24 protein-coding genes and 1 pseudogene are annotated in these 25,690 nt (G+C 75.2%); 7 read left to right on the plus strand and 18 right to left on the minus strand.

Annotation, left to right across the window (positions count from 1 at the left end):
• Positions 1-176 precede the first annotated feature (176 nt).
• Positions 177-1,733: an FtsK/SpoIIIE domain-containing protein gene (locus BIV57_RS22185; RefSeq protein WP_071658650.1), complete on the plus strand. Its 1,557-nt coding sequence runs from the start codon at positions 177-179 to the stop codon at positions 1,731-1,733.
• Positions 1,734-1,740: 7 nt separating this feature from the next.
• Here BIV57_RS22185 and BIV57_RS22190 read toward each other — a convergent pair whose 3' ends face one another.
• The 3 genes from BIV57_RS22190 to BIV57_RS22200 all read right to left on the minus strand — a co-directional run bounded on the left by BIV57_RS22190 (position 1,741) and on the right by BIV57_RS22200 (position 3,850).
• On the minus strand, positions 1,741-2,037 hold the full coding sequence (locus BIV57_RS22190; protein ID WP_071658651.1) for a WXG100 family type VII secretion target: 297 nt from the start codon (positions 2,035-2,037) through the stop codon (positions 1,741-1,743).
• A 61-nt stretch (positions 2,038-2,098) separates the two neighbouring features.
• Positions 2,099-2,419 (minus strand): WXG100 family type VII secretion target, encoded by a 321-nt coding sequence (locus BIV57_RS22195; protein ID WP_079170592.1) that lies wholly within the window; start codon positions 2,417-2,419, stop codon positions 2,099-2,101.
• A gap of 93 nt (positions 2,420-2,512) precedes the next feature.
• Complete coding sequence (locus BIV57_RS22200; protein WP_175548829.1) at positions 2,513-3,850, minus strand: type VII secretion protein EccB; 1,338 nt, start codon at positions 3,848-3,850, stop codon at positions 2,513-2,515.
• Positions 3,851-4,023: 173 nt separating this feature from the next.
• Here BIV57_RS22200 and BIV57_RS22205 point away from each other — a divergent pair, with 173 nt between their 5' ends.
• Positions 4,024-5,001: a MinD/ParA family ATP-binding protein gene (locus BIV57_RS22205; protein WP_071658653.1), complete on the plus strand. Its 978-nt coding sequence runs from the start codon at positions 4,024-4,026 to the stop codon at positions 4,999-5,001.
• Positions 5,002-5,007: 6 nt separating this feature from the next.
• Here the strand turns inward: BIV57_RS22205 and BIV57_RS22210 are convergent, their stop codons facing one another.
• From BIV57_RS22210 to rimP, 9 genes are all read right to left on the minus strand, one after another.
• A complete protein-coding gene (locus BIV57_RS22210) occupies positions 5,008-5,955 on the minus strand; it encodes a bifunctional riboflavin kinase/FAD synthetase (RefSeq protein ID WP_071658654.1) in 948 nt (315 codons plus the stop codon).
• Between the two features lie 93 nt (positions 5,956-6,048).
• Positions 6,049-6,969 (minus strand): tRNA pseudouridine(55) synthase TruB, encoded by a 921-nt coding sequence (gene truB / locus BIV57_RS22215; RefSeq protein WP_071658655.1) that lies wholly within the window; start codon positions 6,967-6,969, stop codon positions 6,049-6,051.
• On the minus strand, positions 6,966-8,066 hold the full coding sequence (locus tag BIV57_RS22220; RefSeq protein ID WP_071658656.1) for a DHH family phosphoesterase: 1,101 nt from the start codon (positions 8,064-8,066) through the stop codon (positions 6,966-6,968). Before BIV57_RS22220 ends, truB begins: the two co-directional genes overlap by 4 nt.
• 2 nt (positions 8,067-8,068) lie before the next feature.
• On the minus strand, positions 8,069-8,515 hold the full coding sequence (rbfA, locus tag BIV57_RS22225) for a 30S ribosome-binding factor RbfA (protein ID WP_071658657.1): 447 nt from the start codon (positions 8,513-8,515) through the stop codon (positions 8,069-8,071).
• 80 nt (positions 8,516-8,595) lie between these two features.
• Positions 8,596-8,889, minus strand: coding sequence for a DUF503 domain-containing protein (locus BIV57_RS22230; RefSeq protein ID WP_071658658.1), 294 nt, complete (start codon positions 8,887-8,889; stop codon positions 8,596-8,598).
• A 120-nt stretch (positions 8,890-9,009) separates the two neighbouring features.
• Positions 9,010-12,060: a translation initiation factor IF-2 gene (gene infB, locus BIV57_RS22235; protein ID WP_071658659.1), complete on the minus strand. Its 3,051-nt coding sequence runs from the start codon at positions 12,058-12,060 to the stop codon at positions 9,010-9,012.
• 127 nt (positions 12,061-12,187) lie between these two features.
• Positions 12,188-12,502, minus strand: coding sequence for a YlxR family protein (locus tag BIV57_RS22240; RefSeq protein WP_071658660.1), 315 nt, complete (start codon positions 12,500-12,502; stop codon positions 12,188-12,190).
• Between the two features lie 72 nt (positions 12,503-12,574).
• A complete protein-coding gene (nusA, locus tag BIV57_RS22245; RefSeq protein ID WP_071658661.1) occupies positions 12,575-13,576 on the minus strand; it encodes a transcription termination factor NusA in 1,002 nt (333 codons plus the stop codon).
• A 2-nt stretch (positions 13,577-13,578) separates the two neighbouring features.
• Positions 13,579-14,112: a ribosome maturation factor RimP gene (gene rimP, locus BIV57_RS22250; RefSeq protein WP_071658662.1), complete on the minus strand. Its 534-nt coding sequence runs from the start codon at positions 14,110-14,112 to the stop codon at positions 13,579-13,581.
• 218 nt (positions 14,113-14,330) lie between these two features.
• On the opposite strand from rimP, the gene BIV57_RS22255 reads away from it, so the two are divergent.
• From BIV57_RS22255 to BIV57_RS22275, 5 genes are all read left to right on the plus strand, one after another.
• A complete protein-coding gene (locus tag BIV57_RS22255; protein WP_071658663.1) occupies positions 14,331-14,885 on the plus strand; it encodes a hypothetical protein in 555 nt (184 codons plus the stop codon).
• The gene (locus BIV57_RS22260; RefSeq protein ID WP_071658664.1) at positions 14,882-15,298 is read left to right on the plus strand and encodes a DUF4439 domain-containing protein; all 417 of its coding nucleotides are present in this window, start codon (positions 14,882-14,884) and stop codon (positions 15,296-15,298) included. The genes BIV57_RS22255 and BIV57_RS22260 overlap by 4 nt, the downstream gene beginning before the upstream one ends.
• A 560-nt stretch (positions 15,299-15,858) precedes the next feature.
• Entirely contained in the window at positions 15,859-16,452 is a 594-nt protein-coding gene (locus BIV57_RS22265) for a GNAT family N-acetyltransferase (RefSeq protein WP_071658665.1), read from the plus strand.
• Between the two features lie 122 nt (positions 16,453-16,574).
• Positions 16,575-17,888, plus strand: coding sequence for an aminoacyl--tRNA ligase-related protein (locus BIV57_RS22270; RefSeq protein ID WP_079170593.1), 1,314 nt, complete (start codon positions 16,575-16,577; stop codon positions 17,886-17,888).
• Between the two features lie 66 nt (positions 17,889-17,954).
• A complete protein-coding gene (locus BIV57_RS22275) occupies positions 17,955-18,659 on the plus strand; it encodes an HAD family hydrolase (protein WP_071658666.1) in 705 nt (234 codons plus the stop codon).
• Positions 18,660-18,694: 35 nt separating this feature from the next.
• On the opposite strand, the gene BIV57_RS22280 is transcribed toward BIV57_RS22275, so the two are convergent.
• From BIV57_RS22280 to BIV57_RS26535, 6 genes and pseudogenes are all read right to left on the minus strand, one after another.
• Positions 18,695-19,564, minus strand: coding sequence for an aminoglycoside phosphotransferase family protein (locus BIV57_RS22280; protein ID WP_071658672.1), 870 nt, complete (start codon positions 19,562-19,564; stop codon positions 18,695-18,697).
• A gap of 167 nt (positions 19,565-19,731) precedes the next feature.
• On the minus strand, positions 19,732-20,613 hold the full coding sequence (locus BIV57_RS22285) for a GNAT family N-acetyltransferase (protein WP_071658667.1): 882 nt from the start codon (positions 20,611-20,613) through the stop codon (positions 19,732-19,734).
• A 183-nt stretch (positions 20,614-20,796) separates the two neighbouring features.
• Complete coding sequence (ispG, locus tag BIV57_RS22290) at positions 20,797-21,957, minus strand: flavodoxin-dependent (E)-4-hydroxy-3-methylbut-2-enyl-diphosphate synthase (RefSeq protein ID WP_071658668.1); 1,161 nt, start codon at positions 21,955-21,957, stop codon at positions 20,797-20,799.
• 99 nt (positions 21,958-22,056) lie between these two features.
• Positions 22,057-23,361, minus strand: coding sequence for a M50 family metallopeptidase (locus BIV57_RS22295; RefSeq protein WP_071658669.1), 1,305 nt, complete (start codon positions 23,359-23,361; stop codon positions 22,057-22,059).
• Positions 23,358-24,695, minus strand: coding sequence for a 1-deoxy-D-xylulose-5-phosphate reductoisomerase (dxr, locus tag BIV57_RS22300; protein ID WP_079170594.1), 1,338 nt, complete (start codon positions 24,693-24,695; stop codon positions 23,358-23,360). The genes BIV57_RS22295 and dxr overlap by 4 nt, the downstream gene beginning before the upstream one ends.
• 802 nt (positions 24,696-25,497) lie before the next feature.
• Positions 25,498-25,690: pseudogene (locus BIV57_RS26535) on the minus strand (ATP-binding protein); the annotation flags it as partial.

Genomic DNA, 25,690 nt, shown 5'->3' on the forward strand with positions numbered 1-25,690 from the left:
TCTTCGGCCCACCCCCGGCCGACGACGGCTCCCGCAGCAGCGTGCCCAGCACACCCGCTCCGTTCGGCCTGCCGGCCGCTGGCGTCCAGCCGGGAGCGCGTCCCGTACCGACTGCCGCAGCCGCCGCTCCCGTCCCCGTCCCGCGGGGCGCGTGGGCCGCCGCGCGGAGTGGGAGTGTGCTGGATGCCGTGGTGGGGCGCCTGGTCGGGGTGGGGCCGGCGGCGCATCGGGTGTGGATGGCGCCGCTCGCCGGGCCGGTGACGCTCGATCAGGTTCCCGCCGCCGACGGGCCGCTCGCCGTCGCTGTGGGGCTCGTCGACCGGCCTCGGGAGCAGCGCCGCACGCCGCTGGTGTGCGACTTCTCCGGCGCCGCCGGCCACGGCCTGATCCTCGGCGGCCCGCGCAGCGGCAAGTCCACCGCGCTCGCCTCCGTCGCCGCCGCGCTCGCGCTGGGGCACTCCCCCGACCGCGTCGTCCTCCACCTCGTCGCCGCGCCCGGCGGCCCGCTCGCCTCACTGAGCGGCCTGCCGCACGTCGCCGTCACCGCCGCGCACCGCGACCGGGAGCGGATCGACCGCACCCTCGCCGCGCTGGAGCGCGCCCTCACCACCGCCGACACCGACCCCCCGCACCGCTTCCTCCTCGTCGACGACTGGACCGCGCTGCGCCGCGCCGACGAGGCCGCCGCCGAGCGCGTCGCCGCGCTCGCCGCGGACGGCCTCGCCCACCGCGTCCATGTGCTGCTCTCCGCCTCCCGCCCCGCCGACGTCCATCCCTCCCTCAAGGACCTGCTCCTCACCCGCATCGAGCTCCGCCTCGGCGACCCGCTCGACTCCGACATCGACCACCGCGCCGCCCGCGACGTGCCCGCCAACACCCCCGGCCGCGGCCTGCTCCCCGGCCCGCTGCACTGCCTCCTCGCGATCCCCGACCCCACCGGCGGCACCCTCGACGCCGCCGTCCGCGCCCGCCACCCCGGCGCCGCCCCCGCGGCGCCCGTGCTGCTGCTCCCCCGCCTGCTCCCCGCGGACGACCCCCGACTGGCGCACGCCCCCGGCGTGCCGCTCGGGCTGGAGGAGGACGAACTCGCCCCCGTCGGCGTCGACTTCGACGCCGACCCGCATCTGGTCGTCCTCGGCGACCCCGGCTCCGGACGCACCGGCGTGCTGCGGCTGCTCGCCCGCGGCATCGCCGCCCGCGCCACGCCCGACCAGGCGATCCTCGCCGTCGGCGACCTCCGCCGCACCCTGCTCGGCGCGCTGCCGCCCGCGCACACCGTCGAGCACGCCACCGGCCCCGACGAGCTGCGCCGCGTCGCCGAGGACCTGCGCGACTGCCTCGCGTCCCGCCTCGGCGCGCGGCGCCCGCCCGGCCCGGCCGTCCATCTCCTCGTGGACGACTACGAGTTGGCGTCCGGCCCGGCCGGCGGGCCGCTCGACCCGCTGCTCGACCTCCTGCCGCACGCCCGCGACATCGGCCTCCGCCTGGTCGTCGCCCGCTCCTGCGGCGGCGCCGGCCGCGCGCTCTACGAGCCGCTGCTGCAGCGGCTGCGCGAGGCCGGGGCCGCCGGGCTGCTGCTCTCCGGCGACCCCGAGGAGGGCGCCCTGCTCGGCGGGGTGCGCCCCGCCCCGCTGCCGCCGGGGCGGGGCCGGCTCACGGCGGCCCGGGGCGGGCCGGCCGCGGCCCGTCTCGTCCAGACCGCGTGGCTGGAGCGGCCGGATCCCGATCGGTGAGCGGCCGTCACATCCACATGGCGGTGTTCCGCGACTCGGTGCAGGCGTACTGCTGCCCGGCCGCGTCCAGCGCGCCGGCGATCCGCATCAGCACCTGGTTGAGATCGGCCGCCGCCCGGTCCCACTCGTCCTGGCGGTGGTGGTAGCCCTGCTCGGCCTCGCCCTCCCAGTGCGCGGTGGCGTGCGCCACCGCCCCGCGCAGGGTGCCCAGCTTCTCCGCGATCCGCATCGCGGTGGTGCGGCAGTCGACCGCGGCCCCGCTCACGGTGTGAAAGTTGACGAGAATCCCGTCCGTGCCACTCATCTCCGAACCCCTTCCCCTGAACCCCGAACCCGAACTTGTACCGAACCCGACCCGACCCGACTCAACCCAGCGCCGCGCGGATACCGCTGAGCCGCACGCGCTGCTCCTCGTCCGCGGCGGTGTAGTTGCGCGCCGCCGCGTGCAGCCGCTCCGCGATCGCGTCCAGCGCCCGGCCGAGCATCTCGGCGTCCTCGTTCCAGCGGTGCTGCAGCTGCGCGTACGCCGTCGCGCCGTCGCCCCGCCAGCCGTGCGCCACCGTGCCGACGACGGACTGGAGGCGCCGCAGCTCGGCGTGGATCTCGGCGTTGACGGCGGTGGTGCGCTCGGCCACCCGGTGCATCTCGAGCGCGTTGGTGCGGAACTTCCCGGCCATGGTGGTCATCGGCCCTGCCTCCCCGAGTCCGTTCTGCTGGCACAGCAGACGCTAGTGACCCACGCCACACCGCGGAACCCGCGGACGCACTCGGTTACACATTTATGACAATGAGCAACCGATTCCGGATCGCCGGGCGCACCCCGGGTCCAGCACCGGCCCCTGCGGCACCAGCCGCGACCAGGACTCGGGCAGCCGGACGGGGGTGACGTCGGCGTAGCCGAGGCGGCGCGCGGCATCGCCGCGCAGCCGATGGGCGAGGCCGGTGTCGGCGAGCAGCCACACCCGGTCGCCGCCGCCCGCGACCCGGTAGAGCAGCCCGGCGCCGGGCGCGACGGAGACCCCGGTGGCCGGGTCCACCGGCTCGGGCCAGTCCGCGCCGCTCCACACCGCGAGCCGGCCCGAGGGGGCGCGCAGCACGCAGCCGACCGGGGCGACGGCGCCGTCGCCCGGTGGCGGCAGCTCCGGCCAGTCGGCGGCGCCGACCCCGGGGGCGCCGCCGTCGTCCGGGTCCAGATCGAGGTCGGCGGCGGCGACCCGCCGGTGGCCGGCGCCGGGGTGCAGGGCCGTCAGCAGCCGGGCGGTGAACGGCGTGACGGGGACGGTGCGGCGGGCGAGCGCGAGCGCGTAGCGCGTCCCGCCGCGGGTGCGGACGGCGAGCACGGCGCCGGCCGGCAGCCGGGACGCGGTGATCGGCGTTCCCTCGGGGAGCAGCGCCAGGAACGCGGCGTCCACCGGGAGCGCCCGCGCGCCCGGCCCGAACAGGGCGGCGCGCACCGCGGGCCGGGGCATCCGGTGGCGCACGCCGCGGGCGTCCACCAGCCACCGCGCGCCGTCCGGGCCCCGGACGTCGAGCACTCCGCCGGAGGCGTGCCGATGGGCGAGGAGGAGCAGCGCGGTGGCCCGGTCGGCGCGCCGGCAGGCGGCCCACACCGCCGACGGGTGCGCGGCGGCGGCCGGATCGGGCAGCAGGTCGGGCGCGTAGGGGATGCCGAGCGGCGCGCCGCGCGGCAGCGTGTCGAGCGCGGCGGGGCGGACGGGGACCAACTGGGGCGCGGAGCCGTCGGCGCGCGCCGTCCGGTCGGGGTCCAGCAGCAGGCGCGCGGAGGCGAGGTTGGGGACGGGGTGCAGCCGGCGGACGCCGTCCCGGTCCCGGAGCACCACGAAGCGTGCGCCGGTGCGGGTGTCGGCGATGACGCGGGTGCCGTCCGACCAGCCCGGCGGCCCGCCTGCGGGACGCACCAGGGCCCAGCCGGCCGACCCGGCGAGGGCGGCGGCGCCGGCGAGCAGGCCGGGCAGCAGGGCGCGGGCGGGACGGGGGACGGACCGGTCGTCGTCGGCCGGGCGGCCGAGGTAGACGGCGAGCAGCCTGCGGCGCGCGAGCGCCCGTCCGGCGAGGGCCTCGCGGGGGGACGATGTTCCATGCACGGGGGCGCTCACGCCCATCCCTAACGCCCCGTCGGCCCATCGGTCACGCCTCCCCGCCGCCCGCAGGTCAGCCCAGGACGGCCGCGACCACACGTTGGGGTGGAACCCCCCGCTCCGCCTACCGCGCCCCCGCGCCCTGCCGCTAGCGTGCCGATCCACCGCACCGGCCAAGGAGGCGCTCGACCATGTCCGAACCCCGCGTCCCCGGCGGCGCAGGCATCGGCGTCGCGGGCATCGCCGCCGCCGGCACCGGCCCCGCCCGCCTCGGAGAGCGCCTCCTCCGCCTGCTCCCCGGCACCGATCCCGCCGAGGAGGAGCGCAAGAAGGAGCTCATCCGCACCCACCTCGGCGACTGCCGCCGCATCGCCGTCATCAGCCTCAAGGGCGGCGTCGGCAAGACCACCACCACCCTGGCGCTCGGCGCCGTCCTCGCCTCGGTCCGCCGCGACCGCGTCCTCGCCGTGGACGCCAACCCCGACGCCGGCACCCTGGGCCGCCGGGTCCGCCGCGACAACACGGCCACCATCCGGCACCTGCTCAGCGAACTGCCGCGGGTCTCCTCCTACATGGACGTGCGCCGCTTCACCTCGCTCGCCCGGGGCGGCCTGGAGGTGCTCGCCAACGACCCGAACCCGGCCGTCTCCACGGCCCTGGACGAGACCGGCTACCGCCGCGTGCTGGAGGCGCTGCGCCGCCAGTACCCGCTGGTCCTCACCGACTCCGGCACCGGTCTGACGCACAGTGCCATGCAGGGCGTCCTCGGCCTCGCCGACCAGCTGATCGTGGTGGCCACCCCCAGCGTGGACGGCGCCGACAGCGCCGCCGACACCCTGGAGCACGTCGCCGCCCGGGGCCACGCCGCGCTGGTCGAGCGGTCGGTGGCGGTGGTCACGGGGGTGCGCAGCACCACCCGCCCGGTGCGGCTCGACCCGATCATCGCGTACTTCGAGGCGCGCTGCCGCGCCGTCCGGCTCGTCCCGCACGACGAACACCTCGCCGCCGGCGGGGAGTTCGACCCGCGGCGGCTGGCCCGCCGCACCCGGGCCGCGTTCCTCGACCTGGCCGCGGCGGTCGCGGAGGACTTCTCCGTCCCCGCGCCGCTGCCGCGCACCAACCCGATGGCGCACGCCTGGGACGTCGCCACCGGCGCGACGTCGGGGTAGCCGGGGCTACTCGGCGGCGTCCAGCGCCACCCGCGCCCGCTTCACATCGTCGGCCATGCGCTCCTTGAGCGCCTCCAGCGAGTCGAACTTCTCCTGGCCGCGCAGCCGGACCAGGAAGTCCACCGCCGCGTGCAGCCCGTAGAGGTCGAGGTCGACGCGGTCGATGGCATACGCCTCGACCGTCCGCCGCACCCCGTCGAAGTGCGGGTTGGTGCCCACCGAGATCGCCGCCGGCATCCGCTCCCCACCGGTCTCCAGCCAGCCGGCGTAGACGCCGTCGGCGGGGATCGCGGTGTGCGGCAGGGTGTCCACATTGGCCGTCGGGAAGCCCAGCTCGCGGCCGCGCCGCTCGCCGTGCACCACCACGCCCTCCACCCGGTGCGGGCGGCCCAGCACCTCGGCGGCGCCGCGCATGTCGCCCTCGGCGACCAGCTCGCGCGCCAGCGAGGAGGAGAAGGCCCGGCCGCCGCCGGCCGCGCCGCTGGCGTACAGCTCCACGCACTCCACCTCGAAGCCGTAGCGCAGGCCCAGGCCGGCCAGCAGCTCCATGTCGCCGGCGGCCTTGTGGCCGTACCGGAAGTTCGGGCCCTCCACGACGACCTGCGCATGGAGGCCGTCCACCAGCACCTGGCGGACGAAGTCGGAGGCGTGCAGCTGGGAGAACTCCCGGGTGAACGGCAGGATCAGCACCGCGTCCACGCCCAGCTCGGCGAGGATCTCGGCGCGCCGGTGGTGGGCGGCGAGCACCGGCGGGTGGCTGCCGGGGCGCACCACCTCGGCCGGGTGCGGGTCGAAGGTGACCACCACGGACGGAATCCCGAGCTCGCGGGCGCGCTCCACGGCCCGCCCGATGATCAGCTGGTGCCCGCGGTGCACCCCGTCGAAGGAACCGATGGTGACGACGCTGCGCCCGAAGTCCTCAGGAACGTCCGCCAAGCCACGCCAGCGCTGCACCGTGAATGCTCCTCGTGATTCCGTGCGAACCAATGCTGCACCAGAGTGCCATGCCGCACTGCGCGCGGCGAAGGCGGCACCGGTCGGTGCGCGCTAAAGCTCGCTGCCGTGGACGAACACGGCCAGCGTCCTGACCTTGCCCTTGCGCTCCTCGATCAGCGCGATCAGCTGCCCGTCGGAGACCACCGCCACCGGCTCCTTCTCCGTCCCGCCCATCCCGGGGGCCTCCACCCGCACCCCGTTGGCGATCCGCTTGGCCTCGTCGCGGGGCACGTCCCAGTGCGGGAACGCCTCCACCGCGGCCTCCGTCAGCCCGAGCGGCGCGAACTCCTCCTCCAGCTCCTCCAGGGTGCGCGCCCGGTCCAGGCCGTAGGGCCCGACGCGGGTGCGCCGAAGCGCCGTCAGATGGCCGCCGGTGCCCAGGTCGGCGCCGAGGTCGCGGGCGAGCGCCCGGACATAGGTGCCGGACGAGCACTCCACCACCGCGTCCACGTCCACCACCGCGGTGCCGTCCTCGGCGACCGCCTCGCGGACGTCCCGCACCTCGAAGGAGTCGACCGTCACCGGGCGGGCGGCGAGCTCGACGTCCTCGCCCGAGCGCACCCGGGCGTAGGAGCGCTTGCCGTCGATCTTGATGGCGCTCACCTTGGACGGCACCTGCTCGATGTCGCCGGTGAGCTTGGCGCAGCCCGCCTCGACGGCCTCCCGGCCCAGCCCGGAGGCGCCCGCGGAGGCGGTGACCTCGCCCTCGGCGTCATCGGTGACGGTGTCCTGGCCCAGCCGGATCGTCGCCTCGTAGGTCTTCCGGGTGAGCATCAGATGCCCCAGCAGCCGGGTGGCCTTCTCCACGCCGATGATCAGCACTCCGGTGGCCATCGGGTCGAGGGTGCCGGCGTGGCCGACCTTGCGGGTGCGGGCCAACCGCCGCATCCGGGAGACGACGTGATGGGAGGTCACCCCGGCGGGCTTGTCGACGACGACCAGACCGTCGGGACCGGTTCCCTTGCGCTTCATTCCGTTGCTACTCGCTCGCTCGTGCTCGTGTTCTCGTCGCTGATCCGGGGGTGCGGCACCGCCGCTCCCCCGCCGCCCGGGGCGGGCGGCTCCTCGCGCGGCCCGGCCGCGTCCAGCAGGGCGCGGAAGCGCTCCACCGTGGCCTCCGGCCCCTCCACCGAGGTGAAGCCGGCCGCGAAGGCGTGCCCGCCGCCGCCCATCGCCGCGCAGACCGGGCCGAGGTCGACGGCGCCCTTGGCACGCGCCGAACCGTACAGGGCGCCGTCCGGACGCTCCTTCAGCACCAGGGCCACCTCGGCCGATTCGACCTTCCGCACCTGGTCGATGAGGCCCTCGACCTCCTCGTAGGCGACGCCGTGCCGACGCAGCTCCTGCTGCGGCACCACCGTCCACACCAGGCCCAGGCCGCCCGCGGCCGCCTGGTCGAGCCGGGCCCGCTCCAGCGCCGCGGCGAGCACCTTGAGGTAGCCGAAGGACGCGGTGTCCCACAGCCGGCGCGCGATCAGGTCGTGCCGGATGCCGGTGGCCAGCAGCCGCCCGGCGAGCTCGTGCACCGCGGGCGTGGTGCCGGCGTACTTGAACGATCCGGTGTCGCTGGCCACCCCGGTGTAGAGGCAGGCCGCGATGGACGCGTCCAGCGGGACGCCGAGCAGCCCCAGCAGCCGCTCGACCAGCACCGCGGTGGCCGCTGCCGCCGGATCGACGAGCCGCACCGTGCCGAAGCCGGAGTCGGCCGAGTTGGACGCGTGGTGGTCGAGGACGACCAGGTGGCGGGCGGCGGCGGCCTTGCCGCGCAGCAGCCCCAGCCGGGACGCCGAGGCGCAGTCGAAGACCGCCATCACCCCGGGCCGCTCCGGCACCGCGGCGGCCGGGACCAGCAGCTCCAGGCCGGGCAGGAGGCCCAGCGAGTCGGGGACGACCTGCGGGTCGTCGCCGAAGGAGACCCGCACCCGGGTGCCGCGCGCGGCGAGGCCGAGGCCGGCGGCGAGGGCCGAGCCCAGCGCGTCGCCGTCCGGGCCGACGTGGCAGACCAGGTCCACCTCCTCGGCCGCGGACAGCAGCCGCACCGCCTCCGCCCATGCCGCCTCGGGGACCACCGTCAGTCGTCCTGCTCGGTGTCGTCGTCCTCGTCGGGCTTGCGGTAGGGGTCGCTGCCGCCGGCGTGCGTCTTGCCGACCGCCTCCGAGCGCACCCCGGCGTCGTGCGCCTGGGCCTTGGCCAGCAGATCCTCGATGTGGCGCGCGTTCTCCGGGATGGCGTCGGCGACGAACGTCAGCGTCGGGGTGAAGCGGACGCCGGTCTGGCGGCCCACCTCGGTGCGCAGGATGCCCTTGGCGGACTCCAGCGCCTGGGCGGTGGCCGCCCGCTCCTCCTCGTCGCCGTAGACGGTGTAGAACACCGTCGCCTCCCGCAGATCGCCGGTGACCCGGCTGTCGGTGATGGTCACGAAGCCGAGGCGGGGATCCTTGATCCGCCGCTCCAGGGTCTCCGCGACGACCACCTTGATGCGGTCCGCCAGCTTGCGCGCCCGCGCGGTGTCGGTCACTTCTCCTCCTGATTCGGAGCCGGCCGGAAGCCGGACTCCAACGTACCGTCCGCGACACGCTCCTCAGGCGCGAACGCGGGTCAATCGTCGTCTCCGTGGAACCGCCGCCGCACGGCGAGCAGCTCCACCTCGGGCCGGGCGGCGACCAGACGCTCGCAGCGGTCCAGTACTTCCTTCAGGTGACCGGCGTCGCCGGAGACCATGGCCACGCCGATCTCGGCGCGGCGGTGCAGGTCCTGGTCGCCCACCTCGGCGGCGCTCACCGAGAACTTGCGCCGCAGCTCGGCCACGATGGGCCGCACCACGGAGCGCTTCTCCTTGAGCGAGTGGACGTCACCGAGCAGCAGGTCGAACCCGAGCGTTCCCACAATCATGCCCGGACGCTACCCGGCGCGGCGCAGCGGTGTCGCCCGCATTACCCCGCCGAAGGCCCGGAGGTGCCACGCCCCGGCACCCCGCCGCAAGGGCGGGGTGCCGGGGCGTGGGCGGCAGGCTCAGACGCGCGGCTTCTCGCGCATCTCGAACGTCTCAATGACATCGTCGACCTTGATGTCGTTGTAGTTCGCGAGCTTGATACCGCACTCGAAGCCCTCGCGGACCTCGGTCGCGTCGTCCTTGAAGCGCCGCAGCGTGTCGATGCTGAGGTTGTCGGCAACGACGTTGCCGTCCCGCACCAGGCGCGCCTTGGCGTTGCGCTTGACCAGACCCGTCCGGACCATGCAGCCGGCGATGTTGCCGAACTTGGACGACCGGTAGATCTCGCGGATCTCCGCGGTGCCCAGCTGCACCTCCTCGTACTCCGGCTTCAGCATGCCCTTCAGGGCCGCCTCGATCTCCTCGATGGCCTGGTAGATCACCGAGTAGAACCGGACGTCGACGCCCTCGCGACCGGCCAGCGTCGCGGCCCGCGGCTGCGGGCGGACGTTGAAGCCGATGATGATCGCGTCGCCGCCCATGGCCAGGTTGACGTCGGACTCCGTGATCGCGCCGACGCCGCGGTGCATGACGTTCAGCTCGACCTCGTTGACACCCACGTCCAGCTTGAACAGGGCGTCCTCCAGGGCCTCGACGGAACCGGCGACATCACCCTTGATGATCAGGTTCAGACGCTGGATCTCGCCGGCCTTGAGGGCCTCGTCCAGGTTCTCCATCGTGACGCGCGGACGGCGGCGGGCGTTGAGCGCGTTGCGCTCGCGCGCCTCGCGCTTCTCCGCGATCTGCCGGGCGATCCGGTCCTCGCCGACGACGATGAAGTTGTCGCCGGCACCCGGGACCGAGGAGAGGCCGAGGACCTGCACGGGACGGGACGGGCCCGCCTCGGTCAGCTCCTTGCCGTTCTCGTCGAGCATGGCCCGGACGCGACCGTGCGCGTCGCCGACCACGATCGACTCGCCGACCCGCAGCGTGCCGCGCTGCACCAGGACCGTGGCGACGGCGCCGCGGCCCTTGTCCAGCTTGGCCTCGATCGCGATGCCCTGGGCGTCCTGGTCGGGGTTGGCCCGCAGGTCGAGGGCGGCGTCGGCGGTCAGCACGACCGCCTCCAGCAGACCCTCGATGTTGGTGCCCTGCTTGGCGGAGATGTCGACGAACATGGTGTCGCCGCCGTACTCCTCGGCCACCAGCCCGTACTCGGTCAGCTGGCCGCGGACCTTGGACGGGTCGGCACCCGGGACGTCGATCTTGTTGACCGCGACCACGATCGGCACGTCGGCCGCCTTGGCGTGGTTCAGCGCCTCGATCGTCTGCGGCATCACGCCGTCGTTCGCCGCGACCACCAGGATCGCGATGTCCGTCGACTTGGCGCCGCGGGCACGCATGGCGGTGAACGCCTCGTGACCCGGGGTGTCGATGAAGGTGATCTTGCGCTCTTCGTCGTTGACGTCGGCCGTCACCTGGTACGCACCGATGTGCTGGGTGATGCCGCCGGCCTCGCCCTCCACGACGCTGGTCTTCCGGATGGCGTCCAGAAGGCGCGTCTTGCCGTGGTCGACGTGACCCATGACGGTGACCACCGGCGGGCGCGCCACCAGCTCCTCGTCACCGCCCTCGTCCTCGCCGAACTCGATGTCGAAGGACTCGAGCAGCTCGGCGTCCTCCTCCTCGGGGCTGACGATCTGGACGTCCCAGTCGAGCTCGGTGCCGAGCGTCTTCAGGGTGTCGTCGCTGACCGACTGCGTCGCCGTGACCATCTCGCCCAGGTTGAACATCACCTGCACCAGCGATGCCGGCTCGGCGTTGATCTTCTCGGCGAAGTCCATCAGCGAGGCGCCGCGGGACAGGCGCACGACCTGCCCGTTGCCGCGCGGAACGCGCACGCCGCCGGCAGCCGGGGCCTGCATGTTCTCGTACTCCTGGCGACGCTGGCGCTTGGACTTGCGCCCGCGCCGGGCCGGGCCGCCGGGACGGCCGAAGGCGCCCTGCGTGCCACCGCGGCCGGGGCCGCCGGGACGACCGCCGAAGCCGCCGGGACGGGGACCGAAGCCACCGCCGCCGCCGGGACGACCGCCGAAGCCGCCGCCGCCACCGCCACCGCCGCCGGGACGACCGCCGAAGCCGCCGCCACCGCCGCCGGGACGACCGCCGCCGCCACCCGGGCGACCGCCGCCGCCACCGGGACGACCGCCGCCGCCACCGCGGCCGCCGGGGCCGGGACGCGCGGGACCGCCCGCAGCGGGACGCTGCGGCATCATGCCCGGGTTCGGGCGCGGGCCACCGGGACCGCCGCCGCCCTGCGGACGGGGCATCCCGCCCGGCGAGGGACGGGGGCCGCCCTGGCCCGGAGCGCCCTGGCGCGGGCCCTGCGGACGCGGGCCGCCGGGGCCGCCGGGGCCCGGACGACCGCCGTCGCGGCCGCCGCCCGGACGCGGCGCCTGCGGGCGCGGCATCCCGGTGCTGCCGGACGACATGAACGGGTTGTTGCCGGGACGCGGGCCCTGGCTGCGCGGACCCGGGCGGGGACCGCCCTGGCCCGGACGGCCGCCGTCGCGGCCCTGGCCGCCCTGGCGTCCGCCGTCACGGCCCTGCGCGCCGCCCTGGGCGGGACGCGGAGCCGGGCGCGGGCCCGGGGTGGGCCGGTTGCCCTGCGCGGCCGGGCGCTCCGGCGCCTTGGGCGCCTCGGTCTGCTCCGGCTGCGGGGACGAGAACGTCGGCGACCCGGCGGCGGGAGCCGCGGGCGCGGCCGGGGCCGCGGGGGCCGGCTTGGGCGCCGGGCGCGGGCCCGGCTTGACCGCGGGGCCGGGCCTGGGGCCCGATGCCGCGGGAGACTCCGGCGCCGCCTTGGGGCGCGCCGGAGCGGGCTTGGGACCGGCAGCCGGGGAGGCCGCCGGGGAAGACTTGGCGGGCGCCGCCTTGGCGCCGCCGTTGGCGGGCTTCTTGCCGCCGAGACCGTCCTTGTCGAGGGCGGTGGTGAGTTTGCGTACGACCGGTGCCTCGATGGTCGAGGACGCCGAACGAACGAACTCGCCGAGTTCCTGGAGCTTGGCCATGACGACCTTGCTCTCTACCCCGTACTGCTTGGCGAGTTCATAGACCCGGACCTTTGCCACGTCGCTCCTTCTGGTCCGGGGTGGCGTCCACTACCGGACCGTCGCTACTTCATGGGCGTACTCATCGCGTACTCATCGAGTGCTCATCGCAATCTCGACCTACTTCCGACTCGCGAGGTACTGCTGCTCATTTCGTTCCTTCATTGCATCGATCGGCCTGCCGCTCGACGAACTCGCGCAGACCGGTGACGTCGAGCGGCCCCGGCAGGCGGAACGCCCGCGGGAAGGCCCGACGCCGGACGGCGAGGTCGAGGCAACCCCGGTCCTGGTGCAGGTACGCACCACGACCGGGCAGCGTACCGCGGGGATCGGGGACGCACTCGCCCTCGTTCACCACCGCACGCAGCAGATCTGTCTTGGCCGAGCGCTTGCGGCACCCCACGCAGGTTCGCTCCGGAACCGCTGGAGACGGGCATGCGGGACCCCGCGTCCGACCAGACACTGTTCTCAGTCTACCTCTCCGACGCGGGGTCATTACTAGCGGCCCTGCTGATGGGCCGTCAGGCAGGGCCGACTAGCCCTCCGCGGCCGCCGACGGGTCGACGTCCGGGCGGATGTCGATGCGCCAGCCGGTGAGCCTCGCGGCCAGCCGGGCGTTCTGCCCCTCCTTGCCGATGGCGAGGGAGAGCTGGTAGTCGGGGACGGTGACGCGGGCCGAGCGGGCGTCCCGGTCGACGATCTCGACCTTGGAGACCTTGGCCGGGGAGAGGGCGTTGGCCACCATCTCCGCGGGGGTCTCCGACCAGTCGACGATGTCGATCTTCTCGCCCTGGAGCTCGGCCATCACCGCGCGCACCCGGCCGCCCATCGGGCCGATGCAGGCGCCCTTGGCGTTGAGGCCGGAGCGGGTCGAGTGCACGGCGATCTTGGTGCGGTGGCCGGCCTCGCGGGCGATGGCGGCGATCCGCACCGAGCCGTCCGCGATCTCCGGGACCTCGAGCTCGAAGAGGCGCTTGACCAGGTTGGGGTGCGTCCGCGAGAGGGTGACGGAGGGGCCGCGGAGGCCCTTGCGCACCTGGACGACGTAGCAGCGCAGGCGGGTGCCGTGGCCGTAGGTCTCTCCGGGCACCTGCTCCTGCGGGGGCAGCACGGCCTCGATCTTGCCGATGTCCACCAGCACGTTGCGGGGGTCGCGGCCCTGCTGGACGACTCCGGTGACGATGTCGCCCTCGCGGCCGGCGTACTCGCCGAAGGTGACCTCCTCCTCGGCGTCCCGCAGGCGCTGCAGGATGACCTGCTTGGCGGTGGTCGCGGCGATCCGGCCGAAGCCGTTGGGGGTGTCGTCGAACTCGCGGGGGGTGCCGGCCTCGCCGGTCTCGTCCTCCCCCTCCTCCTCGCGCGCCCACACGGTGACGTGCCCGGTGTCGCGGTCGAGGACCACCCGGGCGTGCGGGCGGCTGCCCTCGGTGCGGTGGTAGGCGATGAGGAGTGCCGACTCGATCGCCTCCACCAGCAGGTCGAACGAGATCTCCTTCTCGCGCACGAGCCCGCGCAGGGCGCTCATGTCGATGTCCACGGCTACGCCTCCTCCTGGTCCTGGTCGGTGTCCATGCCCTCGGCGGGCTTGGGCTTGCTGAACTCCACCTGCACGCGCGCCGAGGCGACCTCGGCGAACGCGATGCGGCGGGGGACGGGCCGGGGCCGGCGTCCCTTGACGGCGGGGGCCTCCACGCTGACGTCCGCGCCCTCCTCGTCCGAGGAGGCGACGCGGGCGGTGAGGGAGGTGCCGTCGGTGAGCTTGAGGTCGACCAGCCGGCCCTCGGCGCGCTGCCAGTGGCGGAGCGCGGTGAGCGGGCGGTCGGTGCCCGGGGTGGTGACCTCGAGCGTGTAGGGCCGCTCCCCCAGCACGTCCGAGCCGTCGAGCAGCTCGGAGACGGCGTGCGAGATGTCGGCGACCCGGTCGAGGTCGACGCCGCCGTCGGCGTCGACGACCACGCGCAGCACGCGGCGCTTGCCGGCGGGGGTGAGGGTGACGTCCTCCAGCTCCGCGCCCGCCGCTTCGACGGGCGGGCTCAGCAATTCACGCAGCCTGTCGTTCTGGGGGGTGCTCATCCGGGTGACTCCTCGGCCGCGTGTGCTGTTGTCGGAAGGACGCTGTGGTGCGGCAACCAGGGTATCGGGTCGCGGGGCGTGCTGCCGCTCCCTGGGCGGGGCCGCCCGTAAGGGCGACGCCGGTGCGAGCCGATTGGGGCGGAGCGCGGCCGAAACGATAGCGTCCAGGTGGGCACGGGCCCTTCCCCAACTCTGCTACCCCGACCGGAGAGTTACGCATGCATCACGTCGTGCACCGCCGCGCGGTGCTGTCCGCGGCGGCGGGCCTCGCCGGGGCGGCGGGCCTGGTCTCCGCGGCCGGGTGCTCGTCGGCCCCGCGCAAGCGGCGGCCGCAGGCCGCCGCGGACGTCAGCCCCTCGGCGGAGGCCGGAGTGAAGCGGCGCGGCGCGGCCGCGGCGGAGGCGCTGGTGGCGCGGTACGACGCGACGCTGCGGGCGCATCCGCCGGTGCGCGCGGCGGTGGCGCCGCTGCGGGCGGAGGCGGCGCGGCACGCGAAGGCCTTCGGCGGGCGGGTGCCGGCGGCTACTGCTTCTGTTTCGGCGTCGGCGTCGGCGTCGGCCTCGGCGTCGCCGCCCGCGGGTGGCGGGACGCGTCCGGCGGTGCCGGCCGACCCGAAGGCGGCGCTGCGGGCGCTGGCGTCCCAGGCGCAGTCGGCGTCGGACGCGCGGCTGGCCGACGTGGGCCCGGCCGGCCCCCAACTGGCCCGGCTCACCGCCTCGGTGGCGGCCAGCTGGGCGGGCCATGCGGAACTGCTCGGGAAGGCGGCGCAGTGAGCGACCAGGTGGTGCCGGCGGCGCAGGCGGCGCTGGCCGCGGAGCATGCGGCGGTGTACGGGTACGGCGTCGTCGGCGGGCAGCTGACGGGCGAGAAGAAGGCCCAGGCGCGCGCGGCGCTGGCCGCGCACCGGGCGCGGCGGGACCAACTGGTGCGGACGGTGCAGGGGTTGAAGGCGAAGCCGGCCGCGGCGGCGGCCGCCTACCGGCTGCCGTTCGCGGTGACGGACCAGGCCTCGGCGGTGCGGCTGGCGGCCCGCCTGGAGACGCGCGTCGCGGACGTCTACGGCGACCTGATCGTCGCCTCCGGCGGCGCGCTGCGGGCGAGCGCGGCGGCGGCCCTCCGCGAGGCGGCGCTGCGCGCCGTGCAGTGGACCGGCACCAGCACGGCGTTCCCGGGCATCACGCTCTAACCCGGGGACGGGGCGGGAGCGGGTGCGCGGGGTTCGTCTCCGGCCGGCGGGACCGCCGTCCTCACCCGCGCAGTTCCCCGCGCCCCCCGGAGCGCCCCCGCAGCACGGGACGGATGCGGTGCCGGGGCGGGAGCGGGTGCGCGGGGTTCGTCTCCGGCCGGCGGGACCGCCGTCCTCACCCGCGCAGTTCCCCGCGCCCCTCCGGGGCGCCCCCGCGGAACGGGACGGGTGCGGTGCCGGGGCGGGAGCGGGTGGCCGGGGTTCGTATCCGGCCGGCGGGACCGCTGTCCTCACCCGCGCAGTTCCCCGCGCCCCTCCGGAGCGCCCCCGCAGCACGGGACAGGTGGGGCGCCGGGGCGGAGGCGGGTGGCCGGGGTTCGTCTCCGGCTGGCCGGACCACTGTCCTCACCCGCGCAGTTCCCCGCGCCCCCCGGGGCGCCCCCGCAGCGCGGGACAGGTGGGGTGCCGGGGCGGAGGGGCGGCAGACACGGCACCGCGGCGGGCGTCCGCCGTTGACGACAACGCCGTACCGGCGAGACCCCGTGCGGTACTGTCACCGCATGGACGACGTGGTGATCCGTGGGATCGACCTCGCGTCCCGGGCGGGCGAGCTGCTCGACATCCAGGCTCTCGCCTTCGGCCTCACCGACGACGACATCGCGGTGCGCCGCCAGATCGTGGCCCGGCACGCGGGCTACCCCGGCGTGCGCGCGTTCGGAGCGGTCCTCGCCACCGGCCCCCGCGCCGGCGCCGCCGTCGGGTTCGGCTACGGCATGCCGAACAACCGGTCCCACTGGTGGTCCACCGTCATCCAGCCCTACCTGGAGCGCGCCGACCACGGCGAATGGCTCGACGACTCGTTCGCCATCACCGAGCTCCATGTGCTGCCCGCCTTCCAGAAGCGCGGCCTGGGCCGCGCCCTGCTCACCACCCTCGTCGCCGGCGTCCCCTGCAAGCGCAGCATCCTCTCCGCGATCGAGGGCCGGACGCCCGCGCGCCGCCTGTACCACTCCCTCGGCTACACCGACCTCGCGGGCCCCGTCCGCTTCCCCGGCACCGAGAAGCCCTACGTGGTGATGGGCGCCCCCCTGCCGCTGCCCGGCGTCTCCGGCGGCGCCGCCGCCCCCTCCGGCCTCCCGCGACCGCGACCGTAGCGGCCCGGCCGGAGCCCACCCCTTCCTCTCGCGGACCACCGCGGGGGCGCACGACTCCGGACGGGCCCGTCGCGCACTCCCGTGCGCCCCCGGAACACCCTGAGCCCCGGAGGCACACCACCATGATCATCCGTATGTCCACGCTGCTCGCCCGCACCCTGCGGGACGCCCCCGCCGACGCCGTGACGGACAGTCACCGGCTGCTGGTGCGGGCCGCCCATGTCCGCCGCGTCGCCTCGGGCGTGTGGAGCTGGCTGCCCCTCGGCAAGTCCGTGCTCGACAACGTCACCCGCATCGTCCGCGAGGAGATGGCCGCAATCGGCGACCAGGAGGTGCTGCTGCCCGCCCTGGCCCCCGTCGCCGCCTACGAGGCGAGCGGGCGCGCCGACGACTACGGCGACCTGCTCTTCCGCCTCGCGGACCGCCGCGGCGCCCGGTTCGTGCTGGGCCCCACCCACGAGGAGCTCTTCGCCGACCTCGCCCGCGACCAGCTGGTGTCGGGCCGCCAACTGCCCCTCGGCCTCTTCCAGGTGCAGACGAAGTACCGGGACGAGGCGCGCCCCCGCTCCGGTGTGCTGCGGTCCCGCGAGTTCCTGATGAAGGACGCCTACACCTTCGACGCCGACGAGGCCGGCCTGCGCGCCTCCTACGCCGCCCACCGGGAGGCCTACATCCGGGTGTTCGCCCGGCTCGGCCTCGCCGCACGGCCCGTCGCGGCCCTCTCCGGGCCGATGGGCGGCTCGGAGTCGGAGGAGTTCCTCGCCCCCGCGGCCGCCGGCGAGGACCGCTACGCCGAGTGCGGCTCCTGCGGGCTGGCCGCCAACACGGAGACGGTGGTCGGCGAGGACGCCGGCCTCGCCGAGAAGGAGGCCGTCGGCGAGCGCCCCTGCCCCCGCTGCGGCGCCGCCGCGCTGCGCATCGGCCGGGCGATCGAGGTCGGCCACATCTTCCGGCTCGGCACCAAGTACTCCGACCTCATCGGGCTGGAGGTGGCGGGCGCCGACGGCCGTCCCGTGCGGGTGCAGATGGGCTGCTATGGCATCGGCATCAGCCGGGCGGTGGCCGCGCTCGCCGAACAGACCTGCGACTCCGCCGGGCTCTGCTGGCCCGACGCGGTGGCGCCCGCCGCCGTGCACCTCGTCGCCGCCGGCGGCGGGGAGCGGGCGCGGGCCGCCGAGGAGCTGGCCGGCCGCCTCGACCGGGCCGGCGTCCGGGTGCTGCTCGACGACCGCCCCGGCCTCGGGACGGGCGCCCGGCTCGCCGACGCCGAGCTGATCGGGGTTCCCCGGATCGCGGTGGTGGGCCGGCGCGCCGCGGAGGGCGTCGCCGAGCTGCGCGACCGCAGGACGGGCGTCTCCGCCGACGCGGCGTTCGACGCGCTGCCCGGGCTCGTCGGCGCCGCGGACGCCAACACCCGGCAATCCGAGGTCGGTTGACGGATCCCGGTGATACGTTCCGATCCACAACTGGAACGGGATCGTGATCGGGCACCGGGAGGCGCTATGGGCGGCGGGATCGATGCGGTGATCTTCGACTGGGGCGGCACGCTGACGCCCTTTCACCTCGTCGACCTGCTGGAGATCTGGCGGGGCGTCGCCCGCGCGGCGCTGCCGGGCGACGCCGGCGCCGAGGCCGTCGAGCACACCGCGCTGGCGCTGCACCGCGCCGACAGCGCCATATGGAACCGCGCCTACACCGAGTGCACCTCGGCCGACCTGGAGGAGATCTTCGGGTCGGCGGGGGTGGCGCTCAACCGCGCCGCGCTGGACTCCGTCCACGACCAGTGGCTGCCGCACACCTACACCGACCCCGAGGCGCACGCGATGCTGGCGGCGCTGCGGGGGCGGGGGCTGAAGGTGGGGGTGCTCTCCAACACGGTGTGGCCGCGGTCGTGGCACCGCTCCTGGTTCGAGCGGGACGGCGTGCTCGACCTGATCGACGGGGACGTCTACAGCAGCGAGATCGCCTGGACGAAGCCGCATCCCGAGGCGTTCGCCGCGGCGATGTCCGCGGTGGGCGCGGAGCGGCCGGAGCGGTGCGTCTTCGTCGGCGACCAGCTGCTCGCGGATGTGCACGGCGCGAAGGCGGCGGGGATGCGGGCGGTCTTCGTCCCGTACAGCAGCGGGATGCCGGTGAGCGAGACCGCGCCCGACGCGGTGATCCGCTCCCTGGCCGAGCTGCCGTCGGTGGTGGAGGGCTGGATGTGAGGGTCCCGCCGCGGTTCCGGCGGTGACGAAACACGCTAGGTGTCGAGCCGGGTCGCGAACTCCAGCAGCAGCTCGGCGCGTTCGGTGCGGCCCGCCTGCCATGCGGCGGCGCCCCGCGCCGCCGCGAGGAAGAGCGACCAGCCGCGCAGCCGCGCGCGGTCGACGTCGAGCGCGTCCGCCAGCCGGTGCAGCCGCCGGCGGACCGCCGCCTGCGCGCCCGGCTCGGCGAGCAGCGTCTCCAGCCGGTCGAGCGCCAGCCCCGCCAGGTCGAACGCGCGCTCGCCGCGCAGCGGCCGCGGGCCGACGGCCGTCCACGGCTGGCGGTCGCCGGCGAGCACCCCGCCCTGGTGGAAGTCGCCGTGCAGCAGATGCGTCTCGGGCGGGGCGGCGAGCAGCTCCGCCCGGGCCTCCAGCGCGGCCGCGGCGATCGCCTCGGCGCCGTCCGGCAGCCCGGCGGGGAGCGCGCGCAGCGGCTCCGTCCAACGATCCGTCAGGGCGGCCGCGTCCGGGACGGATCCGGCGGGGCCCTCCCCCGGGTCGATCCAGAGCCGCCGGAGCACCTCGGCGGCCTCCAGCATGGCCCGCTCCTCCGGCAGCGAGCGCAGCGACTGCTCGGGACGGAGCCGCTCCAGCAGCAGCGCGTCCTCGGCGCGGTCGAGCAGGCGCACCGCGCCGTGCCCGTCCCAGCGGCCGAGGGCGGCGGCCTCGGCGGCGGTCGGCTCGCCGGGGGCGGCGAGCTTGAGGGCGACCGGCCCGCCGTCGCGCGTGCCGAGCAGGACGAGGCTGCGCACACCGCCGGGGCGCACCGGGTCCAGCTCCGTCAGATCCCAGCGGGCGGCGCTCTCCTCGACGAGGGCGGGCAGCCGCTCCAGCCAGCCACGGCCCTCGTCGCCGACGCCGCGCATCAGCCGCGCCGGCACGGCCAGGCTGCTCCCCACCGCTTGCTCCTCGCTACTCGCCCGCGTCACCCGGCCTGTCCGGATCCCGTCATGCGGTCCGGCCCATCCGATCACGCATTTGCCCGGGGGCCAAGGCGGTTGCTCCGCACGGCCCAAGGGCGCGCCGCGGACGGTCAGAACAGCACGGTCATCATGGCGCCGACCTCGCGGAACCCGGCGCTGCGGTAGGCGGCGCGGGCGGGGGCGTTGTACTCGTTGACGTAGAGGCTGACGGTCGGGGCGAGGCGGGCGCGGGCCAGCTCGACGACGGCGGCCATCGCCGGGGCGGCGATCCCCCGGCCGCGCCGATCGGGCGCCACCCAGACGCCCTGCACCTGGCAGACCCGCTCGGTGACGGCGTTGACCTCGGCCTTGAAGACCACCCGGCCGTCCTCGATGCGGGCGAAGGCCCGGCCCAGGGCGACGAGTTCGCCCACCCGGGAGCGGAAGAGCCGGCCGCCGTCGGGGCCGGCCGTCGGGGAGACGCCGACCTCCTCGGTGAACATCGCGACGGCGGCGGGCATCAGCGCGTCCAACTCGTCCGCGCGGACCAGGCGGACGGCGGGGTCGGGGGCGATGCCGGGGCGCGGGCCGGAGGCGGCGGCGACCATCAGCGGCTGCGGGGCGCGGACCTCGCGGGCCGGGCCCCAGGCGTCCTCCAGCCGGTTCCACAGCTCGGCGGTGGGGGCGTGCGGGCCGACGATGGAGGTGCAGCGGCGGCCGCGGCGGCGGGCCCGCTCGGCGAAGGCCCGCACGGCATCCGGGCCGGCGCAGATCGGCACCAGGTTGGCGCCGGCGTAGCAGAGGCCTTCGAGGCGGCCGTCGCGCTCGTAGCCCCAGAGCTCGCCGCCGAGCTTCCAGCGCTCCAGCCGGGAGGCGGCGATGCGGGCGGCGACGACGGTGTTGGCGACCGGCTCGCGGTCGACGAGCGCGAGGACCTCGCGGAGCGCGGTGGCGTCGGCTCCGGTGAGGTCGACGAGGCGCCCGTCGGGCGGGCTCTGGACGGCACGTCTCATCGTGGGCGGGCACCTTACGCTGCGCTGGGGCGGGACGGGCCAACCTTACGGCGCGCGGGGGTGCTTCGCAGTGCGGACGATGTCCTGCGGGGCGCGGTGTGCTGCCGGGTCGCGGACCGGTCGGGTCGCGCATGCCTCGCGGCGGAGCCGCATGCCGGCAGAGCCCCGCGCCCCTGACGGGCGCTACGCCCCGACGGAGACGGTGGGCTCGCCGGACTCGGCGCCCTCGTCGGCCATCTGCTCGGCGATCTTCATGGCCTCTTCGATGAGCGTCTCGACGATCTTCGACTCCGGGACGGTCTTGATGACCTCGCCCTTGACGAAGATCTGGCCCTTGCCGTTGCCGGAGGCGACGCCCAGGTCCGCCTCGCGGGCCTCGCCGGGGCCGTTGACGACGCAGCCCATGACGGCGACCCGGAGCGGCACCTCCATGCCCTCCAGGCCGGCCGTCACCTCGTCGGCCAGCTTGTAGACGTCCACCTGGGCCCGGCCGCAGGACGGGCAGGAGACGATCTCCAGGCCGCGCTGCCGCAGGCCCAGCGACTCCAGGATCTGGGTGCCGACCTTGACCTCCTCCACCGGCGGGGCGGAGAGGGAGACGCGGATGGTGTCGCCGATGCCCTCGCTCAGCAGCGCGCCGAAGGCCACCGCCGACTTGATGGTGCCCTGGAAGGCGGGGCCGGCCTCGGTGACGCCGAGGTGCAGCGGGTAGTCGCACTTCTCGGCGAGCAGCCGGTAGGCGTTGACCATCACGACCGGGTCGTTGTGCTTCACCGAGATCTTGATGTCGCGGAAGCCGTGCTCCTCGAAGAGCGAGCACTCCCACAGGGCCGACTCGACCAGCGCCTCGGGGGTGGCCCGGCCGTACTTCTCCAGCAGGCGCTTGTCGAGGGAGCCGGCGTTGACGCCGATCCGGATCGGGGTGCCGGCGGCCTGCGCCGCGTTGGCGATCTCCTTGACCTTGTCGTCGAACTGCCGGATGTTGCCCGGGTTGACGCGGACCGCGGCGCAGCCGGCGTCGATCGCGGCGAACACGTACTTGGGCTGGAAGTGGATGTCCGCGATCACCGGGATCTGGGACTTCTTGGCGATCGCGGCGAGCGCGTCCGCGTCGTCCTGGGACGGGCAGGCGACGCGCACGATCTGGCAGCCCGAGGCCGTCAGCTGGGCGATCTGCTGGAGCGTCGCGTTGACGTCGGCGGTGACGGTGGTCGTCATGGACTGGACGGACACCGGGGCGTCGCCGCCGACCGGAACGTTTCCGACCATGATCTGCCGGGACTTGCGGCGGGTGGCCAGCGGCTGGGCCGGCACGGACGGCATTCCGAGCGAGATGGCGGTCATGACTTGTCTGGATCCCCACACTCTTGGTTCAGGCTGCTGACGACGATGTCCACGGTACGCCACGGGCCCGGTGCGGCCGGCGAGGCGTCCGCCGGGCCGTCAGCTGATCTTCACCGGATTGACGACGTCCGCAATCAGTACGAGCAGCGTGAAGCACAGGAAGATTCCCGCCACCACGTACGCCACGGGCATCAGCTTCGCGACGTCGAACGGACCCGGGTCGCGGCGCCCGAACACGCGCGCAACGTTCCTCTTCAGCCCCTCCCACAGCGCACCGGCGATGTGTCCGCCGTCAAGCGGCAGCAGGGGGAGCATGTTGAAGAGGAACAGCGACAGATTGAACCCGGCGACCAGCATCAGCATGGTGGCGATCCGCTGGCTGTCGGGGATGTTGAGGGTGAACACCTCGCCTCCGACACGCGCCGCGCCGACCACTCCCATGGGGGAGTCGGCGGAGCGCTGCTTGCCCTCGAAGGCGGCACCCCAGAGGTTGGGGATCTTCTTCGGCAGATCGACGATCGAGCCGACCGCGGTGGTCGTCATCGAGCCCATCCGGTCGATCGTCTGGCCGAAGGACTGCCGGACGATGCCGGTGGCCGGACCGAAGCCGAGGAACCCGGCCTGCACGGTCTTGCCGTCGATGTAGTTGCCGTTGCCGTCCACCGCGGTGACCTTGTTGGCGACCAGGTCGGGGTGGAGGGTGACGTTCTTTCCGTTGCGCTCCACCACCATGGTGGCGGGGCCGATGGTCTTGCGGATCGCGGTCTGCAGCCGGTCCCAGTTGCCGTCGATCGCCTGCCCCTGGAAGGAGACGATCTTGTCACCGGGCTTGAGGCCGGCCTTCTCGGCCGGCGTCGCCGGGGCATTGGCGGGGCACTTGTCGGTCGACGCGCTCGCCGAGACCACGCACTTGGAGACCGTGGAGACGGTGGTGGTGCTCGACGAGATGCCGAACCCCATCATCACCACCGAGAACAGCACCACCGCGAGCACCAGGTTCATGAACGGCCCGGCGAACATCACGATGACGCGCTTCCACGGCTTGCGGGTGTAGAACATCCGCGTCTCGTCGCCGGGTTGCAGCTCCTCGAAGGCGGCGCTGCGGGCATCCTCGATCATCGAGCGCCAGGGCGAGGTGGAGCGCGAGGTGACCTTGCCGTCCGCGCCGGGCGGGAACATCCCGATCATGCGGATGTAGCCGCCGAGCGGGATGGCCTTGATCCCGTACTCGGTGTCGCCCTTCTTCCGGGAGAAGATCGTCGGCCCGAAGCCCACCATGTACTGCGGCACCCGGATGCCGAACATCTTGGCGGTGGTGAGGTGGCCCAGCTCGTGCCAGCCGATCGAGAACAGCAGGCCGACGACGAAGACCACGATTCCGAGGACCGTCATCAAGGCGGTCATGCGCCGCTCCTCTCCCGGCCGCCGTCTGCGGCTCGGCCCGCAGGTGTACCGACGTCCCCGGCGGGTGGACGGTTCCCCGTCCCGCCTCCCACGGTAGTCGCGACGGCGCCGGCCGGCTGGCGATGTGTCAGGTTCGCGGCGAGTTCGCGGGCCCGGGCGCGCGCCCACTCCTCGGCGCCGAGGACGTCCTCGACGGTGAGGCCGCCGCCGCCCGCCGGGGTGTGCTCGGCGACCACCTCGGCGACCGTGTCGACGATTCCGAGGAACGGCAGCTCGCCCTTGAGGAAGGCGGCGACGCACTCCTCGTTGGCCGCGTTGAAGACCGCGGGGGCCGTGGAGCCGGTCGCGCCGACCTGCCGGGCGAGGGCGACGGACGGGAAGGCGTCGGTGTCCAGCGGGAGGAACTCCCAGGTGGCGGCCTTCGTCCAGTCGCAGGCGGCGGCCGCGCCGGGCACCCGGTCGGGCCAGCCGAGGCCGAGCGCGATGGGCAGCCGCATGTCCGGCGGACTCGCCTGGGCGAGGGTGGAGCCGTCGGTGAACTCGACCATCGAGTGGATGACGGACTGCGGATGCACCGTCACCTCGATGCGGTCGAAGGGGATGTCGAAGAGCAGATGGGCCTCGATGACCTCGAGGCCCTTGTTGACCAGGGTGGCCGAGTTGATGGTCACCACCGGGCCCATGTCCCAGGTCGGATGGGCGAGCGCCTGTTCGGGCGTCACCTCGGTGAGCGATTCCCGGGAGCGGCCGCGGAACGGGCCGCCGCTCGCGGTGACCACCAGCCGGGAGATCTCGCCGCGGGTTCCGCCGAGCAGCGCCTGGAAGAGCGCGGAGTGCTCGGAGTCGACCGGGATGATCTGACCGGGCCGGGCGGCGGCGCGCACCAGCGGGCCGCCGACGATCAGCGACTCCTTGTTGGCGAGGGCGAGGAGCGTGCCGGCGCGCAGCGCGGCGAGCGTCGGGGCGAGGCCGATCGAGCCGGTGATGCCGTTGAGGACGAGGTCGGCGGGGCGGGCGGCGAGCTCGGTGGACGCGTCCGGGCCGGCGAGCACCTCGATCGACGCGTCGTCCAGCGCGGCCGTCAGCTCGGCGGCGCGGGAGGCGTCGGCGACGGCGACGGTGCGGACGCCGAGCCGGCGGGCCTGCTCGGCGAGGAGCGCGACGTTGCCGCCTCCGGCGGAGAGGCCCACCACGCGGAAGCGGTCGGCGTTCCGCGTGACCACGTCGATCGCCTGGGTGCCGATGGAGCCGGTCGACCCCAGGAGGATGACCTCGCGGGGACGGCCGCCGGGCGCGGCGGCGGGACGGAGGTGGGGCTCAGCGAGTGCGTCCATGCGGACGATTCTGCCGGATCCGACGTCAAGGTCGTATCTGCCCTACCGCACGGCGTCCCCCCTTCCCCCCACCCCTCCCCCACCCACCCCACCCACCCCGCAGAACACCGGCGCCCCGCGCGAACCGCCGGCGGCATGGAGTAGGCGCTATGCGCCGGCAGGCGCGGGGCCGGCGGCCGGGCCGAAAGCCGGAGGCGTGGCCGGAGCCGGGGCCAGAGGCGTGGCCGGAGCCGAAGGCGGGGCCGGAGCCGGAGCCGGAGGACACAGGCGGGGCCGGAGCCGGAGGACACAGGCGGGAGGCCGGGGGCCAGGCCGGAAGCCGGGGCCAGAGCCGCAGGGCACAGGCGGGTGGCCGAAGGCGCGAGGCCGGGGCCCGCGCCGAAAGCCGGAAGCCTGAGACGGGTGGCCAGAAGCCGGAGGCGGGAGACGGGGGATGGAGGCCGCATGCGGCGGCACTCCGACGGCCGCACGCGCGAGAGGCGGCCGCACGCCGGCGCGGTGCTCCGCACTCGGCCGGGCGAAGCCCGGGCGGGCGGGTGCCGAGACGGAGGTCCGGGATCCCACTCCCGCCGCACACGCGCCGCACGCCGCCGCGGCGCGGCCGGGCAAAGCCCGCGCAGGTGCAGCCTGGGCGGTCGCACTCCGACCGCACGCCGCCCCCACGGTGCTCCGCACGCGGCCGGGCGAGGTGCCGAAGCCGAAGACCGGGATCCCACTCCCGCCGCACACGCACCGCACACCGCACACCCCCGCGGTGCTCCGCGGGCCGCGGGGCGGAGGGGCGGCGGGCGGAGGGGGGCGGTCAGCCGTGGAGGTTGACGACGAGTGGGGGGACGGTCTCGCCCGCGGTTCCCGTCAGGGAGACGACCGCGTGGCCCTCGCCCACCTCCTGCGCCAGCTCCGCCGCACTCCAGCGCGCCCGCTCCACCCGACGCACCGTCACGCTCTCCGTCTCCACCGGACGCCCCCGCACCGCCCCCCGCACCGCGCGCCCC

The organism is Mangrovactinospora gilvigrisea (assembly GCF_001879105.1).
Classification (GTDB): Bacteria; Actinomycetota; Actinomycetes; order Streptomycetales; family Streptomycetaceae; genus Mangrovactinospora; species Mangrovactinospora gilvigrisea.